Genomic DNA, 14,555 nt, shown 5'->3' with positions numbered 1-14,555 from the left:
GGGTCGGTGCTGTACAAGCAGGAGCGGACGGCCGTGTTCGGGGAGACGTTCGACGTGTACAAGTTCCGGTCGATGGTCGAGAACGCGGAGGCGGAGACGGGCGCGACGATCAGTGATGAGGATGACGGGGGGATTGATCCGCGGGTGACGGACGTGGGTCGCGTGTTGCGGCGAACGCACCTGGACGAGATCCCACAGTTGTGGTCGGTGTTGCGTGGTGATATGAGCGTTGTCGGTCCGCGGCCCGAGCGCCCCGAGCTGGACTCGGATATCCAGACTGGGGTTGTGGAGTGGCAGAAGCGGTGGTTCGTGAAGCCGGGGTTGACTGGGCCGGCGCAGGTGAGCGGGGTGACAGGTGTGGAGCCGCGGGAGAAGTTGCGGTATGATATCGAGTACGTGCGGGACCAGTCATTCGGGTACGATATGAAATTGGTAACGAGGCAGGTGTGGAAGATTGGAGTGGAAGTTGTGGTGAATATCCGGAACTGAAGCCATTACCCTTGATAATCCATAAAATATTTTAAATTATGTATAATTAATTTTAATTTTTATATCTGGTTGTATTCTCATCTATGCACTTTAGAATATAGACGTAATGTAGACGGTAGCAAAGACAGATAGTGTCGTCCACGGAGTTATTTGTCGGAATTACGCGTGTTTGATGGGTTCCGACTTGTAGACAAAAAACAATATGAAGGAGACACTGTCTTGGATCAAGAGGCCTTATTCGCCTTCTAAGCCGACGATGAAACCGTCAATCTTCTCATCTTGCGCCTCCCTGAACAGCAAGACCACGAAGACGACGACCAGACAACGTCATGCACGAAGGTGTTCTTGCCCATATCTACGTGGTGTCAAAAAGAGATCTTAACGAAGAGTGCGTCTATGGTTACTACGAGACCAGACGAACCGGCTGCTGGAGGTGGAGAACAAATAGGGCTACTGAAACTCGTCGGATATCGTCCAGCGCGACGAGCGGTTCCGTCCCGGCGACAGCGACGTATAGGAACTAATGTAGGATGAAATCAATTATCTGAAGAAGTAGACTTAGAGCCAAAGGTGTCTTGGCGCAAGGGTATAAAAAGACTACTGAGCAGTGCGCTGAAAACGAAGATTAGTCGTACGTACGGATCAACTGACGGTTGCTATCCGAGGCGGCCGATCCCTAACCTGTCGTCAATTTGTCGCCATCTTTGTAGGCGTACTTGGTGTTCTTCCAGAATGAGACTTCGTCGAACTGTTCCTCGGTGATACTCCTAAATTCGTTATTGAAACGGCTGTTGTCAGCAACTACGATTCCTCCATCTTGCATCGCATCAACAGCTGTCGTTAACTCAAACCTCATATGCTCGCGGGTGTGCAAAGAGTCGTGCAAGAATATCTCGGGCGGAGCATCTGTGACAGCCTCCGGCAGGAGTTTTATTGCGTCGCCATATCGTCGTTCCCACCGTTGGTGTAGACTATCAGGAACTATCCAGCCCGCATCGGCATCCCCAATGTCTGATGGCAAACGTGTGGTGTCGTTGATGTCGATCGATATCAATTGTCCTCGCCCATTCCTTTCTAATCCTTTCAGAATGTATGCTGAGCTGAGACCATCGTATACACCTGTTTCGACGACTTGCGTAGGTTCGTGTATCCGGACCAATACGTATAACAGTTCGCGCCAATTACTGTGTAGGATGCTTGGCCGTTCTGAAGTTCGTGAGAGGTGTGTTTCTATCTCGGATGTGAACGAGCGATCGTCAGCGATCTCCTCCCAAACTTCAACAACTTCTGATGTAGATTCATCCACAAGCGGAGGCACGACTGTAACGATATCCTCCCAAAACACCGGAAGTTCAAACTCATAAAAATGTTCTGACTATTTGACTAAACTCAAAACCTGCGATGATTGTATAATTCCTCGATATGTCAATTCGCCGAAACTATATCTATTGTACGCATCCTGAAGACGGGCTAATCTTTCCATGATAGCATCGTCGCTCTCCGACTCATGAAAGTGTCTATCATAGCTGTGGGTTCATTACAGAGGCTTTTTGAATGCTGTACAAACACTATTATCGCACGTCTCTCAATTCCATATGAACCTTCCTCGCACCGTAGTAGTGGATTTTATTTCTCGCATCGGCAGGGCAGGTATCTCACTGTTCGCTATCGCGGTGTTCGTCCGGAAGTTAGGCTTGGATGCATTTGGCATTTTTGTGCTGTTCGAAGCATCCATAGTTTTTCTTGGAATTTTTGTTGATTTTGGGATTGGAAGTGCTGTCCAGAAGAGGGTGGCAGAACGTGAACTCCTTCACGTCGTCTCTGCCGGCGTTCTCCTGAAAGGCGGCTTGCTTATGTGCGTTACCGGAGTAGTTCTTTTTCTTCGCTCCCCTATAAATTCGTATTTCGGGGCGGAACTCGCTATTTATATACCGATAGCTGTCGGGTTACAGCAATTGAGCCGAATTGGGCTTCACGCTCTCCGGGGTAGTCTTCAGGTGAGTGAGGCGTCAGTCCTCCAGTTTTTCGGGGATGCTCTTTATTTCATATTCGGCTACTTGTTGGTGAATGCCGGATTCGGTATCCACGGACTAGTGTACGGGTTCTTGATTGGATGGACGTTCGTATTGGGAAGTACATTTCTCCGTATTGGTTATCGTCCGTTGATTCCCGATACTAATACTGCACGTTCACTCGTTGCATTTTCGCGGTACTCATTTATCTCATCGGTTATAGGAGGCGCTATTTACAGTTGGATGGACACACTCGTTATCGGATACTTCCTGACACCCGGTGCAGTCAGTATTTATGAGGCCGCTTGGCGGATTTCTCGTGGCGTTTCGTTGATCTCCCAGTCGATAGGCACGGCCCTTTTTCCACAAATCAGCGAGTGGTCGCTCGCTGGCGAGCTCGATAAGATTCGTAATGCAACTAAGAAATCGACAACCGCAGCCCTTTCAGTTGTTTTCCCTGCAATCGTAGGTGCCGCTCTCATCGGTAGGCAACTCTTGGAGATTGGATTTGGTTCTGAGACGGCTGTCGGATACATCCCATTGATCGTCTTGCTGATCGGGAAAGGGCCGGAAGCAGCTAACGGGGTAATCGGTCGTTCTCTCTATGGTCTCGATCTACCTAGGTATACAGCGTATGCGGCGGTATTTTTCATGTTGGTAAACGTCCTTCTGAACGTCGGGCTGGTTCCGCTACTGGGCCTCTTCGGTGCAGCGAGCGCTACATCTCTAGCATTCGGTGTGAATGCGATAATCAACGGATATTTTTTGCGGCGTGAGGTTGGTTTTGGTCTGGAATGGCCTGAACTCGGATTCTATTTGCTGGCCAGCCTATGCATGGGCGTCAGTCTTCTAATCTTCCTTAAATTCGTGGACATTAACTCTTGGTCAACCCTCGCGGCGGCGTTACTCTTAGGAGTATCAACATATACTGGTGGGTTGTTGATTCCGACTCAAACACGTCGGCCGATATTTTTGTTAATTAATAATCTTCGCTAACCTCTGTCTTTGATATTATAAATAATTATATGCATCCATTAGATCCGGATCCAAAACCCACCCAGTATTGATTTACGTCTCGAATTCCCATCGCGGACAAGAATGAACCGGCGAGAGGCCCTTCGAGTACTTTCCTCTGGTGTGGTTTTTACTTCGGCTGGATGTCTCGAGAGGAAGTCTGTGACTCCCAAAGGTGGTTACGCAGTCAGGCCCAATCCTACGTGCGGAGACCCACAACGAACCGGAACGCCTCAAACGATAGTAGACGCCGGTGAAACCGGGTACTGTGTCTCAGTATCCAACGACGCGCCACTTCCAGTTCATACTGCAGCAGATGAGTTACGTCATTACGTAAAACGCGCAACAGGAGCCGAGCTCAGGAAGGTCAACGATTCTCCCCGCACGCATAAAATAGTTCTTAGAGTCGACGAGACTCTCACCCCCTGTAATGGACGAAGGGCTGAAGAAGCATTTATTATAGAGCGTGAGGAATCGCAACTGACTGTTCGTGGAGCCTCACCACGCGGTGTTCTTTACGGGGTATACGACATCTTGGAACGCGACTTTGGGATACGGTGGGTTTCTCCGGGCCCCGATGGAGAACACGTTCCCTCGATCGATTCGGCCGAAATAACCCCCCTCCACAGCGTGACCATGCCCGATTTCGGGTACAGAATAGCGGGTAATTTTCACACTACAGAATATGTTCGATGGGCGATTCGGAACCGTCTTCACATTCCCCGATGGCCCTTGGAGACCGATTGGCCTGCAGTCCATCAGCGCACCCATCCCGAGGTTACGAAACGTGAAGGATACGTGACTGCACCAACTGTTCATTCGTTTCACAATATTCTTCCCCGCGAAACCTATCAAGAGGAGCATCCAAACTGGTTTTCTGAGAACCAAATAGATGTCACGAAAGAAAGTGTGGTCGATGCTTTCGTTGATAAAGTCCGCACATTTTTCTATAAATATCCTAGTGCAAAAATGTGCCCCATTACGCCTAATGACGGTTATGGCTGGTCAGAAGCCGCAAGTAGTGAGGACAGCCTATCTGCTCAGTCTGAAGCGGGCCATCCGACTCGAGTTCGACACCATCTTTCAGTCACCGAAGCTTACTTTCGGTTTGTCACTAAAGTAGCAAACAGGGTTCGTCGAACTCATCCCGAGAAGCTACTTTATTCAATAGCATATATCAATTATGTATACCCTCCGGTCACATTCCCTCAGCTACCTAGAAATGTCGTTGTTTCTGTCTGTCATTACGCACCCGCTGATTATGCCCATCCAATCGGATCCGACGTGACTGACCAAAGTGAGGAATTCGCGTCGATATTGAGTACATGGGCCACCAAAACGGCGAATCCGTGGATGTACGCGTACACCGTGAAGTACGCCCTAGATGCCCTTCCGCAGCCGATTGCCTATCGGCTCGGTGAAGATATTGAGTATTTATATACTCACGGGTATACCGGATTCTATTCTCAAGGGGCAGAGAACCGGTGGGGACAGTATGGGCCGCATTTTTATGTAATGGCTAAGAAACTGTGGGACCACTCACGTTCTGTTAGTGATATTCTCACCGAATATTTCAAGCTTATGGCCGGTGATGGCTGGCGAAGAGCCAAACGAGCCTACGATACGCTCGCGACCGCGATGCGAAATGTGCCTCACAAGGTCGATCGTCATCCGATGCAAGAGGCGCGACCCTATCTTTCACCCGAAATTAGGTCGGCAGTCGAGAGGGACTACCGTCTCGCGTCACGCGCAGCATCGACCAAAACTGCCAAACGGAACATCCGCGCGATGCAGATCCCGATAACCTATGCTAGTCTTTATTTCCGGATGCGCGATGCGTTACAGGCGTATGCGAGCGACGGGATCGTGGAAGACCTCAAGAACGCCGTCGCTGCCAGGAATGAAATTCGAGAATTGATAATATCAAATAGTGATATCGATTCACTCCCTCATTCGTTAATCCAAGCCGAGGGATACTTCACATTGAGAAATTATTTTGAAAAATACATGGATAAAATAGATACAGCGGGAGGGCGTTGGAGGGTATCATGATGTCATCGAAAACGCCTTATATGTGACCCAAATGGGATATAGTAATGACACGCTTCACACCATGAAAAAGAATCTACATATACTATCACCTGCGGCGCGGAGTCCGCGGTTCCCACAATTGTCGGACTTCAGTAACGCGGGTACGAGGATATCTTCGTCACCTAATACATAGAGTATAAGTTCAGCGGTCCAGACATCTTGAAATGGCCCTATCGTGATGTCGATCTGGATGTCGTAATCCGCATGGCAGCGACGGTCAGCGGTATCGGCACGGACTGCGAGCGTCCCACTAAGCTCTTGTACGACAACGCAATTATAGATATCAAGTCTCGAACGCGGGACAAACTCGGAAAAAGATGAACGTACAGCTCCGTCACGACCTGGAAAACGTTGTTAGGTGGCACCGTGAGCACCACAACTAGACGTAGTTTCCGTACCGGCGAGCGAGCGGTCACCCTGCTGTTCGTTGGGCTATACCTCTCGACGATCGCGGTCCCCCGGATTCTCGGTTCCGGAGGCGCTGTCAGGACGAAGCTGATCGTCGAGGCACTTCTGTTCGGCGCGGTCCTCGGGGGACTCGCTGGCATTTCCATCTTCCATGGTCAATTCCGCTTCGATAAGACGTATAGTAAAATACTGATGACATTTAGTGCGCTCATCCTGCTATCTGCCATTGCGTTGACCATCGGCTTTATACGGGGGAATCCGACCGGCTACGTGCTCGGTGACTTCTACAAGTTCGTTGTTCCCGTGGCGACGGTCGCGCTCGTCTACGCCGCGAGCGACAGTTCCGAGCGGCTTGAGGTCGCGTTCGCGATCGCGTTTCGCGTGGCACTGGTCGTGTTTGTTTTGATCCTCGGACTCTACCTCACAGGCATCTTGCTGCCTAATCAGCGGCCGGGGATCGTCTACCAGTTTCCGGTAGTCCTCGTCCTCGGCTACTGGTTGTTCCGCCGTGGGGACCCTGTCGCTCGCTACGGTTTCCCGCTCCTCGCCGTGGGCGCGGTACCACTCGTATTCTACACACAGTCACTGTCGCTACTGTTACAGACCGTGCTCACGGCCGTACTCGCGGTCGTCTACGTACGCTCGAGCCGGCCCCGAGATCTGTTCGTCGTTGGTGGGGCCGTCGCTGCAGTGGGGGTGGTTGGTGGTATAGTGTTTCTCCTCTCGGCCACCCAGATCCCAGTCGAACAGTGGAGGGAGTACGGCTATTTAGGTTCAAAAATGGTCGCGCTTGTCGGCGACTACTCGCTTTACGAGCGGCTCATACTCTTAGGTGGGAGCCGTGCTGCCGAACCGTTCGGTGTTCTGGCGCGAATCGACGATAGCCTTCTTCAACTCCTGTTTGGGAGCGGGATGGGGAGCACGTTCGTCGTCTCCTCACCGTTCGGCGCCCCGTCCTGGGTCGGAGAAGACCACTTCGTCCACGCCGGCCTGTGGGAAGCCGTACTCCGAACCGGCCTGCTGGGTGGACTCGCATACCTCGGGATGCTCGTCTCCTACCTCTACGTCGGCTGGCAGGTGAGCCACGACAGCTACCTGGGTGCGCTCGCTGCCGCGAATGCTTCGATCATTCTCGCGTTCGCGCCGCTGACGGGCAAGCTGCTCGGGTCACAGTTCTTCTCGTACGCGTTGTTCGCGTACGCGCTCGTTCGGTGGACAGAGCTTCGAGCAGAGTGACTCCGAAAAATATGCCCAATCAACGGACCGATCCTTCGAATGTGCTCTCGCTCAGCGTCGTCACAATTTGCTACAACTGTCTAGATGACCTTCCGGAAACCGTCGAGAGCGTTCGCGAGCAAACGTATGACAATATCGAACATGTCGTCATCGATGGCGATTCGGACGACGGTACGGCCGAGTGGCTTACTGAGCGGGCCGAGTGGTTCGACGTTCTCCTCTCAGAACCCGACACAGGCCGTTACGACGCAATGAACAAAGGGCTCGCACGAGCGACCGGCGACTACGTCATTTTTCTGAACGCCGGCGACCAGTTCCGGTCACCCATGGTCGTCGAAAACCTGCTCACCCGACCCGAAATTGCCAACCAGCGACCGATAATTGTCTCAGGACGCATCGAACTCACACTCAATGGCGAGTCACTCGATCTTAGGCGTCCCTGGCGTCCGGGAAAGGAAGGCCCCGGCCTGCCGCACCCGGCGACGCTGGTCGATCGCGAAATACACCAGAACCATCCCTACGATGAACAGTTCAGCTACGTGGCCGACTACGAGCTGTGGGCTCGGCTCCGCAACAAAGGGCTGTACGATGTGCAGTACGTCGATGACGTACTCACATACTTCGACGTCGACGGGGCGTCGAACTCCCCTGAAGTAGCCTTCGCTCGCTATCTGGAACGAACGTTCGTCGACTACCTGTACGGCGACAAATTCGGGCTGAGCGATGCGGTGATGCTGCTGGCCGGGCCACTCGGCCGACAACTCCTCGCATCAACCCTGGGGCAGCGACGATTCCTCTCGCTACTACGCTACCGTCGGCTTGTGAAACGCTGGCTTCGGGAACGATCGAAACGCTCAACGGCCGAACTACACAGGGAAGAGTAAATGGGAAACCCCGACATCGTGCTTGTAACCATCGACTCGCTGCGGGCTGACAGTGTCGGCTTCCTTGACGACTCAGCACCGGCGACTCCCACGATGGACGCTGTCGCGGCCGAGTCGACCATAGCGACAGCGGCAACGGCACCAAGTTCGCACACCCGCGCGTCCGTCCCAGCAATTCTCACCTCCAAGTACGCGCACAATTTCTTCACTAACTTCCTCAACGATACAGAGTTTTCGACCGTCACCGAGCGTCTCGCTGACGTTGGCTATGAAACCGCCGCGTTCCACTCGAATCCGCTGCTCTCTCGCCACTTCGGCTACGATCGCGGGTTCGATACGTTCTCCGACGGCTTGCGGTTCGTCGAGAATAGCCGGCTCCCTGAACCTGCGACGCGGCTCTATTCAAAAGCTATCAGGCTCCTTCGCCGGTTCCCGTACCAGCCTGCCGAGGCCATCACCGAGCAGGCGGTCGACTGGCTCTCGGAACGCGGCGACGCACCAGTGTTTCTCTGGGTCCACTACATGGACCCACACGGTCCGTACGCACTCGATCGCGACCGAGGCTACCGTGATAAGTTCCGTTCGGAGCGACTGTGGCGGAAGGCTGTCACTGAGCCCGAAGCCGTGACCAAGTCCGAGTGTCGCCGACTCCGCGACTCCTACGACGCTGAGGTGGAGCACACCGACAGGCATCTCTCGCCACTATTCGAGGCCGTCGACGCTCACACAGACAACGCCACGGTCGTCCTCACGGGCGACCACGGCGAGGAGTTCCGCGAACACGGCACGTTCAGCCACCACCCAAAGCTCTACGAAGAGGTGACTCGCGTCCCGTTCGTGCTTGACACGCCGAGAGCCGTTACGCCGCCAGAACCGATCAGCCTCCTCGATGTCGTGCCCACACTCCTCGCAGGCGTCGATGGGGTCGCTGTGCCGGACTCACTCGCTGGCATCGATCTCGCAGCCGACCCGTCTCGCGAGCACGTCATCGCCGAGACGAACCCAGAAGATGGCGAAGTGATGGTCGGAGTTCGAAGCGCGACTCACAAGTACATCGTCCACGGTGCCGACCGAGAACTATACGACTTGACCACGGACCCGGGCGAGCAGGAGAACCTCGCTGGGACTGGTCACGAGGCCGAGTCGGAGCTGCGTGACGCGACCGCGGCTCACCTCAACAGTCACGACGTGGGTGGTGGCGACAAACTCGCGTCGACAGCCGAGGGGATGGACAGTGAGATGCAGGGGCGGCTCGAAGATCTCGGGTATCTGTGAGATGACGCTGTGGATCGCGGTACTCGCCCTCGCTACTGGACTGCTCGCGTGGCACTACGCGGGGTATCCGCTCGTGTTGTCATGGCTCGCATCCCGTACCGACCACGGCGAAACGCCCGCGTTCGATGACGACGAATTCCCGCCCGTCTCGATCATCGTCATCGCATACAACGAAGCCGACGGTATCGCCGACCGGGTCCGTGACTGTCTCGCAGTAAACTACCCGACCGAGAAACTCGAGGTCGTCGTCGCCTCCGACGGATCGACCGACGACACCGTCGTCGAGGCACAGGCTGTCGACGGCCCGATCGAGGTCTTCGACAATCCAGACGGCAGCAAGTCGGAGACGCGGAATATGGCTGTTAAGCGGGCGAGCAACGACATCATCCTGTTCACCGACGCCGACACGCGTTACGAGCCGTCTTGCGTCCGTCGGCTCGTCGACCGGTACGCCGACCCCGATGTCGGTGCAGTCTGCGGGACACTCGTCACCGGGAGTTTCGATGATGGGGCCATAGGTCGTGGAATGAGTGTCTACTGGCGTTGGGAGTACTTCATGCGCGAACAGCAGGGTCGCCTCGGCAAACTCGTGAAGATGTCCGGCGCGAACATGAGTATGCGTCGGTCGTTCTACCGCGACGTCCCCGACACGATGGATATCGACCAAGTGGCGGGTCTTAACGCGATTCGACAGGGTGGAAAGTCACTCCACGCCGGTCAGGCCGTTGCGACCGAAGAGTTCCCGACGGATCCCGATGCCGAGCTGTCGGTTCGACGGCGGCTGACCATCAGAGCGTTGTCGGCGCTGGGGTATCACCGAGCCGTGTTCAACCCACGAAATGGGGCGTTTCTCGCAATTCATACTCTTTCCTACTGGCTGCTCCGGTACCTCGTGCCGGTATTGCTCGTCCTCTTCGCCGTCGCCTCCGTGGCGGTGGCAGTCTCTACGCCTGTGGTGTGGGGGCTCGTTGCGGGCCAGGCGCTCTTCTATACTGTCGCTGCCTTCGGCTATCTGGTCCCCTCCAGCAGGAGCGTTCCACCGGTCTCTGTCGTGTTCAGCTACTGCTGGGCGAACCTGGGTGTCGCCATGGGGCTAGCTGCGTTTTGCACCGGGACGCGGCTCCGATCTTACTGACGAACGCTGTGAATATCTACACGAACGAAGCAATAGCCACGTGTTCAGTTTTGAACGTGGAGGAAGATGCGTAACATACGCTGTCAAAGGGGGAGATGCCGATTACGACCTTTTTACAGACAAAACGAATATTCTGGTACTTCAGGATGCTTAAAAACTCTAAATCCACTGGGGATATCTTTGAGGTAGTCGCCCGTTTCATAGAGGTGCCTCTTCCGTTCAAGACGAAACAAAATCAACACGGTTTGGACTACTCGGCATATTCGTCCGTGGCGTTTGTCACCGCGGATACGTTAGAATCGTCAACGTACGGTTTCGTACCATTCAATCGTCCGGCGTAGCCCCTCCTCGAATTCCGTCGTCGCCTCCCACCCGAACCGCTTCCGCGCACGCGACGTATCGAGACGACGCCTGGGCTGTCCATCCGGCTTCGAGGTATCCCATTCGATCGAACCTTCAAATCCGGTCAGATCGGCGATCGTCTCGACGAGTTCCCGGATCGAGATCTCCATTCCGCTCCCAAGGTTGACCGGCTCCGACTCGTCGTACCGTTCGGTTGCAGTCAAGATCCCGTCTGCAGCGTCCTTTACGTAGAGGAACTCCCTCGTCGGCTCGCCAGTCCCCCAGGCAGTAATCGAATCGTCTCCGCGTTCCCGAGCCTCGACACACTTCCTGATGATCGCCGGGATGACATGTGAGGTCTCCAGGTCGAAGTCGTCACGCGGGCCGTACAGATTCACGGGCATCAGGTAGATGCTGTTGAAGTCGTACTGCTTCCTGTACGCCCGTGATTGAGTCAACAGTGCCTTCTTTGCGATCCCGTACGGCGCATTGGTCTCCTCGGGGTACCCGTTGAATAGGTCCTCCTCGCTGAAGGGGACCGGCGTGTGCTTCGGATACGAGCAGATCGTCCCCAGAATGGTGAACTTCTCGACACCGTGTTGCCGGGCCTGTTCGATCAGCTCGATACCCATGATCGCGTTGTCGTAGAAGTACCGACCCGGGTTCTCACGGTTCGCACCGATCCCGCCGACAGTGGCAGCGAGATGGATAACAACGTCCGCATCGGAGTCCTCGAACGCTCGGTCGATATCCTCCCGGTTCCGGAGGTCGTACTCGCTGCTTCGGGGAACGAATATTTCCACTGAGTCCGACCGGGAACGGAGATCCTCGACGAGGTGACTTCCGAGGAAGCCGGCCCCCCCAGTAACCATCACCGTCTTGCCGTCCCAGTAGTCGGTCGTATCCGTCATCGCCAATCGACCCGTCCGTACCACGTATCGGGGTTGTTCGCGTACCAGTCGATCGTCCGACGAATGCCCTCCCGCCAGGAGACGTTCGGTTCCCATCCCGTTTTCTCGTGGAGCTTCTCGTACCCGACGCGAAGTTCCTCAACGTCGCTGTCACCGGGACGGAACCGGTCGTCGCGCTGGACGATTTCGGGGCGCTCCCAGTACCCCTCCTCCGCGCCGACGTCCAGAATCAGATTGGTCCAGTCGCGCATCGAGATGTTCTCCCCGTACCCGTACACGTACTCTTCACCGGGGTCGCCGTCGAGCGCGACGTGCATGTGTCCGCGAACCCCGTCCGTCGCGTAACACATGTCGCGTTTCGGCTGGAGATTGCCCAGCTCTACGATATCACGCTCCAGCGCTTGGGTGATGATCGTCCCCGTAATGTACCTGGGATTCTGACGCGGGCCATAGTTGTTGAACATCCGCGTGGTGACGCCGGGGATCCCGTAGGCGTCGTGGTAGTTCATCGTCAGGAAGTCTGCGGCGAGCTTCGTCGTCGCGTAGATCGACTTAGGATTGACGGGGGATCGCTCGTTAAGCAGCACTCGACCGTCGTCCTGGTACTCGTGGAGGTCTTGCACTTCCTCGTCGATGTCGCCGTATTCCTCGCTCGTTCCCGCGGTGTCGAATTTCGCGATATCCAGATCCAGATCGACAACGCTCTGCAGGAGATTCAGCGTCCCCGTGACGTTCGTGTCGACCGTTTCGTAGGGCCGATCCCAGGACTCGCCGACGTGTGCCTGCGCGGCCAGGTGGAAGATGATCGTATCGGAGTACTCCGTCAGTGCAGACATGGCGCGCTCGACCGAGTGTTTGTCACGGAGATCGCCACGGTGGACCGTGATGTCGTCGCGGAGGTGTCGAATGTTTCGTAGTTCCCCGCTTGATGTCGCTCGAACGAACACGTGAGTGTCTGCCCCGAATTCGACGAGTTGCTCGGTAAGATGTGAGCCGATGAATCCGTCGGCGCCAGTGACGAACACCGGCCGGTCGGCGAAACGCGACTGCAAGTCCATTTATATAACACGGGCGATGGCCTGCGAATATGAATAATTCGATCTCGACCGCTAGGTGGCTACTATGTAGGAATCCTACCAATCGACTTCGGCGAGATACTGATCGACGTACGGGTGAAGATCCTGAAACGGAGGGTCGAACACAGTAAATTCCGAGTGTTGATCGTCTCCAACGGTCGGCCGCTCTTCCGGCGATACAACAAAACCGGTAGCCAAGTAGTGTTTGCTGTTCGTACTGTCGACGTCGGCGGTATCGTAGATGTGTTCGTAGGTTCCGATCTGACGATCGATCCGTACGTCGATTCCGATTTCTTGCTTTGCCACCCGGTGAACAGCATCACGACGGGACTCGCACTTGTGAACTCTACCGCCGGGAGTGAACCACTCTCCCTTTGCAGGTTCGTTGGTCCGTTTTCCGAGCAGGACCCCGTTATCGACCCGAACGATGAGGTCGACAGAGACGATCGGTACGTGTCGTACTATCGTCTCCCAGTCGTCATCGGGGATTCGTTGCCGAGTTTCATCAACCATAGGGGTCGATCCGAAAGCTGGTTTCCAAAAACCATCGTACTCCTTCTTTTCAGAGCCACCAGTAATACGATCTCGCGAACTCGACCTAACAGAGCGCAATTCAACCCCGCCACCACACCGGGGACCGATGGCCGTCCCGGTCCCCGGTCGCGGGCACAACACCACGGCGCCCGTCCTGAAGTACTACCTCTACAAGGCCACCAAGGCGGTCGAGTTCTACCGCCCGGTCATGTACCTCTTCTTTCTCGCCCAGGGGCTCGATTTCACCCAGATCGCGATCCTGGAGGCCATCTACAACCTCACGACGGTCCTGGCCGAGATCCCGACCGGCTACGTCGGGGACCGCATCGGCCGGCGCACCAGGTTGCTCGTCGGGACGGTCCTGATCGCGGTGACGCTGGTGGGGATCGGGCTCGCCGGGTCGTTCCCCGCGCTGGCGGTGCTGTACGCCTGCTGGTCGACGGGGTACAACTTCCGCTCGGGGAGCGAGGACGCGTGGCTCTACGACACGCTCACCGACGACCTCTCGGCCGACGAGTTCGCCGAGGTCCGCGGCCGCGGGGAGTCCGCCTCCCTCGCGGTGGGAGTCGGCGCGGCCGTCGTCGGCGGCTACCTCGGGAGCATCGACCTCTCGTACCCGTGGTTCGTCGCCGCCGCCGTCACCGGGGTGGGCGCGGTAGTGCTACTCACGCTGGAGGAGCCGGAGACGTACGAACGCTCGGTCGCGGCCGACCTGAGCCTTCGTCGGTCCGTCGCGATCGTCCGGGATGCCCTCTCCCAGCGGAACCTCAGAGCGTTCGTCCTCTACTACTACGTGCTGTACGCCGCCGTCACCTCCCTCGTGTTCGTCTTCCTCCAGCCGATAGTCCGGACCGCCATCATCGACTCAGGCGTGGCACCGACAAATCGAGTCGCTACTCGGGTGGTTCCGCGCCACTCACAACCGCGCGGGAACGGTACTCAGCTACCACACCGATACGAACGAGCGGGTCGTCGGCGTGTGGACGTGGTTCCTCGTCCTCCCGTTCCCCGTCGCCGCGGCGCTGGTCGGGATGTACCTCGTCCCCGTGCTCGCGCTCCCGACGTTCCTCCTCGCCCGCGGGCTCGCCGACGTCACGCGGTCGTTCGCGAGCCAGTACGTCACCGACCGCATCGAGACGGTCGGCCGG

Annotated in this window: 11 protein-coding genes and 1 pseudogene; 8 read left to right on the top strand and 4 right to left on the bottom strand. The window is 56.0% G+C overall.

The annotated features are described in order from the left end of the window. A partial coding sequence (locus ACQUQ1_RS20665; RefSeq protein WP_435066141.1) for a sugar transferase occupies nt 1–489 on the top strand: 489 nt, incomplete at its 5' end. A 676-nt stretch (nt 490–1,165) separates the two neighbouring features. On the opposite strand, the gene ACQUQ1_RS20660 is transcribed toward ACQUQ1_RS20665, so the two are convergent. Then, nucleotides 1,166–1,834 carry a class I SAM-dependent methyltransferase gene (locus ACQUQ1_RS20660; protein ID WP_435066140.1) on the bottom strand — a complete coding sequence of 223 codons (669 nt, stop codon included), beginning with the start codon at nt 1,832–1,834 and terminating at the stop codon, nt 1,166–1,168. A 250-nt stretch (nt 1,835–2,084) separates the two neighbouring features. Between ACQUQ1_RS20660 and ACQUQ1_RS20655 the strand changes: the two genes are divergently transcribed. From ACQUQ1_RS20655 to ACQUQ1_RS20630, 6 genes are all read left to right on the top strand, one after another. Further along, nucleotides 2,085–3,497, top strand: a complete 1,413-nt coding sequence (locus tag ACQUQ1_RS20655; RefSeq protein ID WP_435066139.1) for an oligosaccharide flippase family protein — start codon at nt 2,085–2,087, stop codon at nt 3,495–3,497. Nucleotides 3,498–3,599: 102 nt separating this feature from the next. Beyond that, complete coding sequence (locus ACQUQ1_RS20650; protein ID WP_435066138.1) at nt 3,600–5,567, top strand: DUF4838 domain-containing protein; 1,968 nt, start codon at nt 3,600–3,602, stop codon at nt 5,565–5,567. Nucleotides 5,568–5,972: 405 nt separating this feature from the next. Beyond that, on the top strand, nt 5,973–7,250 hold the full coding sequence (locus ACQUQ1_RS20645) for a hypothetical protein (RefSeq protein ID WP_435066137.1): 1,278 nt from the start codon (nt 5,973–5,975) through the stop codon (nt 7,248–7,250). Between the two features lie 41 nt (nt 7,251–7,291). Further along, nucleotides 7,292–8,134, top strand: coding sequence for a glycosyltransferase family 2 protein (locus ACQUQ1_RS20640; RefSeq protein WP_435066136.1), 843 nt, complete (start codon nt 7,292–7,294; stop codon nt 8,132–8,134). Continuing rightward, nucleotides 8,135–9,409: a sulfatase gene (locus ACQUQ1_RS20635; protein WP_435066135.1), complete on the top strand. Its 1,275-nt coding sequence runs from the start codon at nt 8,135–8,137 to the stop codon at nt 9,407–9,409. A 1-nt stretch (nt 9,410) separates the two neighbouring features. Beyond that, complete coding sequence (locus ACQUQ1_RS20630) at nt 9,411–10,544, top strand: glycosyltransferase (RefSeq protein WP_435066134.1); 1,134 nt, start codon at nt 9,411–9,413, stop codon at nt 10,542–10,544. A 302-nt stretch (nt 10,545–10,846) separates the two neighbouring features. On the opposite strand, the gene ACQUQ1_RS20625 is transcribed toward ACQUQ1_RS20630, so the two are convergent. The 3 genes from ACQUQ1_RS20625 to ACQUQ1_RS20615 form a co-directional block, all read right to left on the bottom strand. After that, a complete protein-coding gene (locus tag ACQUQ1_RS20625) occupies nt 10,847–11,797 on the bottom strand; it encodes a GDP-L-fucose synthase family protein (RefSeq protein ID WP_435066133.1) in 951 nt (316 codons plus the stop codon). Continuing rightward, nucleotides 11,794–12,855, bottom strand: coding sequence for a GDP-mannose 4,6-dehydratase (locus ACQUQ1_RS20620; RefSeq protein WP_435066132.1), 1,062 nt, complete (start codon nt 12,853–12,855; stop codon nt 11,794–11,796). Before ACQUQ1_RS20620 ends, ACQUQ1_RS20625 begins: the two co-directional genes overlap by 4 nt. Nucleotides 12,856–12,930: 75 nt before the next feature. Further along, the gene (locus tag ACQUQ1_RS20615) at nt 12,931–13,386 is read right to left on the bottom strand and encodes an NUDIX domain-containing protein (protein WP_435066131.1); all 456 of its coding nucleotides are present in this window, start codon (nt 13,384–13,386) and stop codon (nt 12,931–12,933) included. A gap of 229 nt (nt 13,387–13,615) precedes the next feature. On the opposite strand from ACQUQ1_RS20615, the pseudogene ACQUQ1_RS20610 reads away from it, so the two are divergent. Further along, nucleotides 13,616–14,555 (top strand): annotated as a pseudogene (locus ACQUQ1_RS20610) (MFS transporter); the annotation flags it as partial.

The organism is Halobaculum sp. EA56 (assembly GCF_051195075.1).
Taxonomy (GTDB): domain Archaea; phylum Halobacteriota; class Halobacteria; order Halobacteriales; family Haloferacaceae; genus Halobaculum.
The sequence above is the reverse complement of the archived record's forward strand: the minus strand, read 5'-3'. Positions and strand labels throughout refer to the sequence as shown.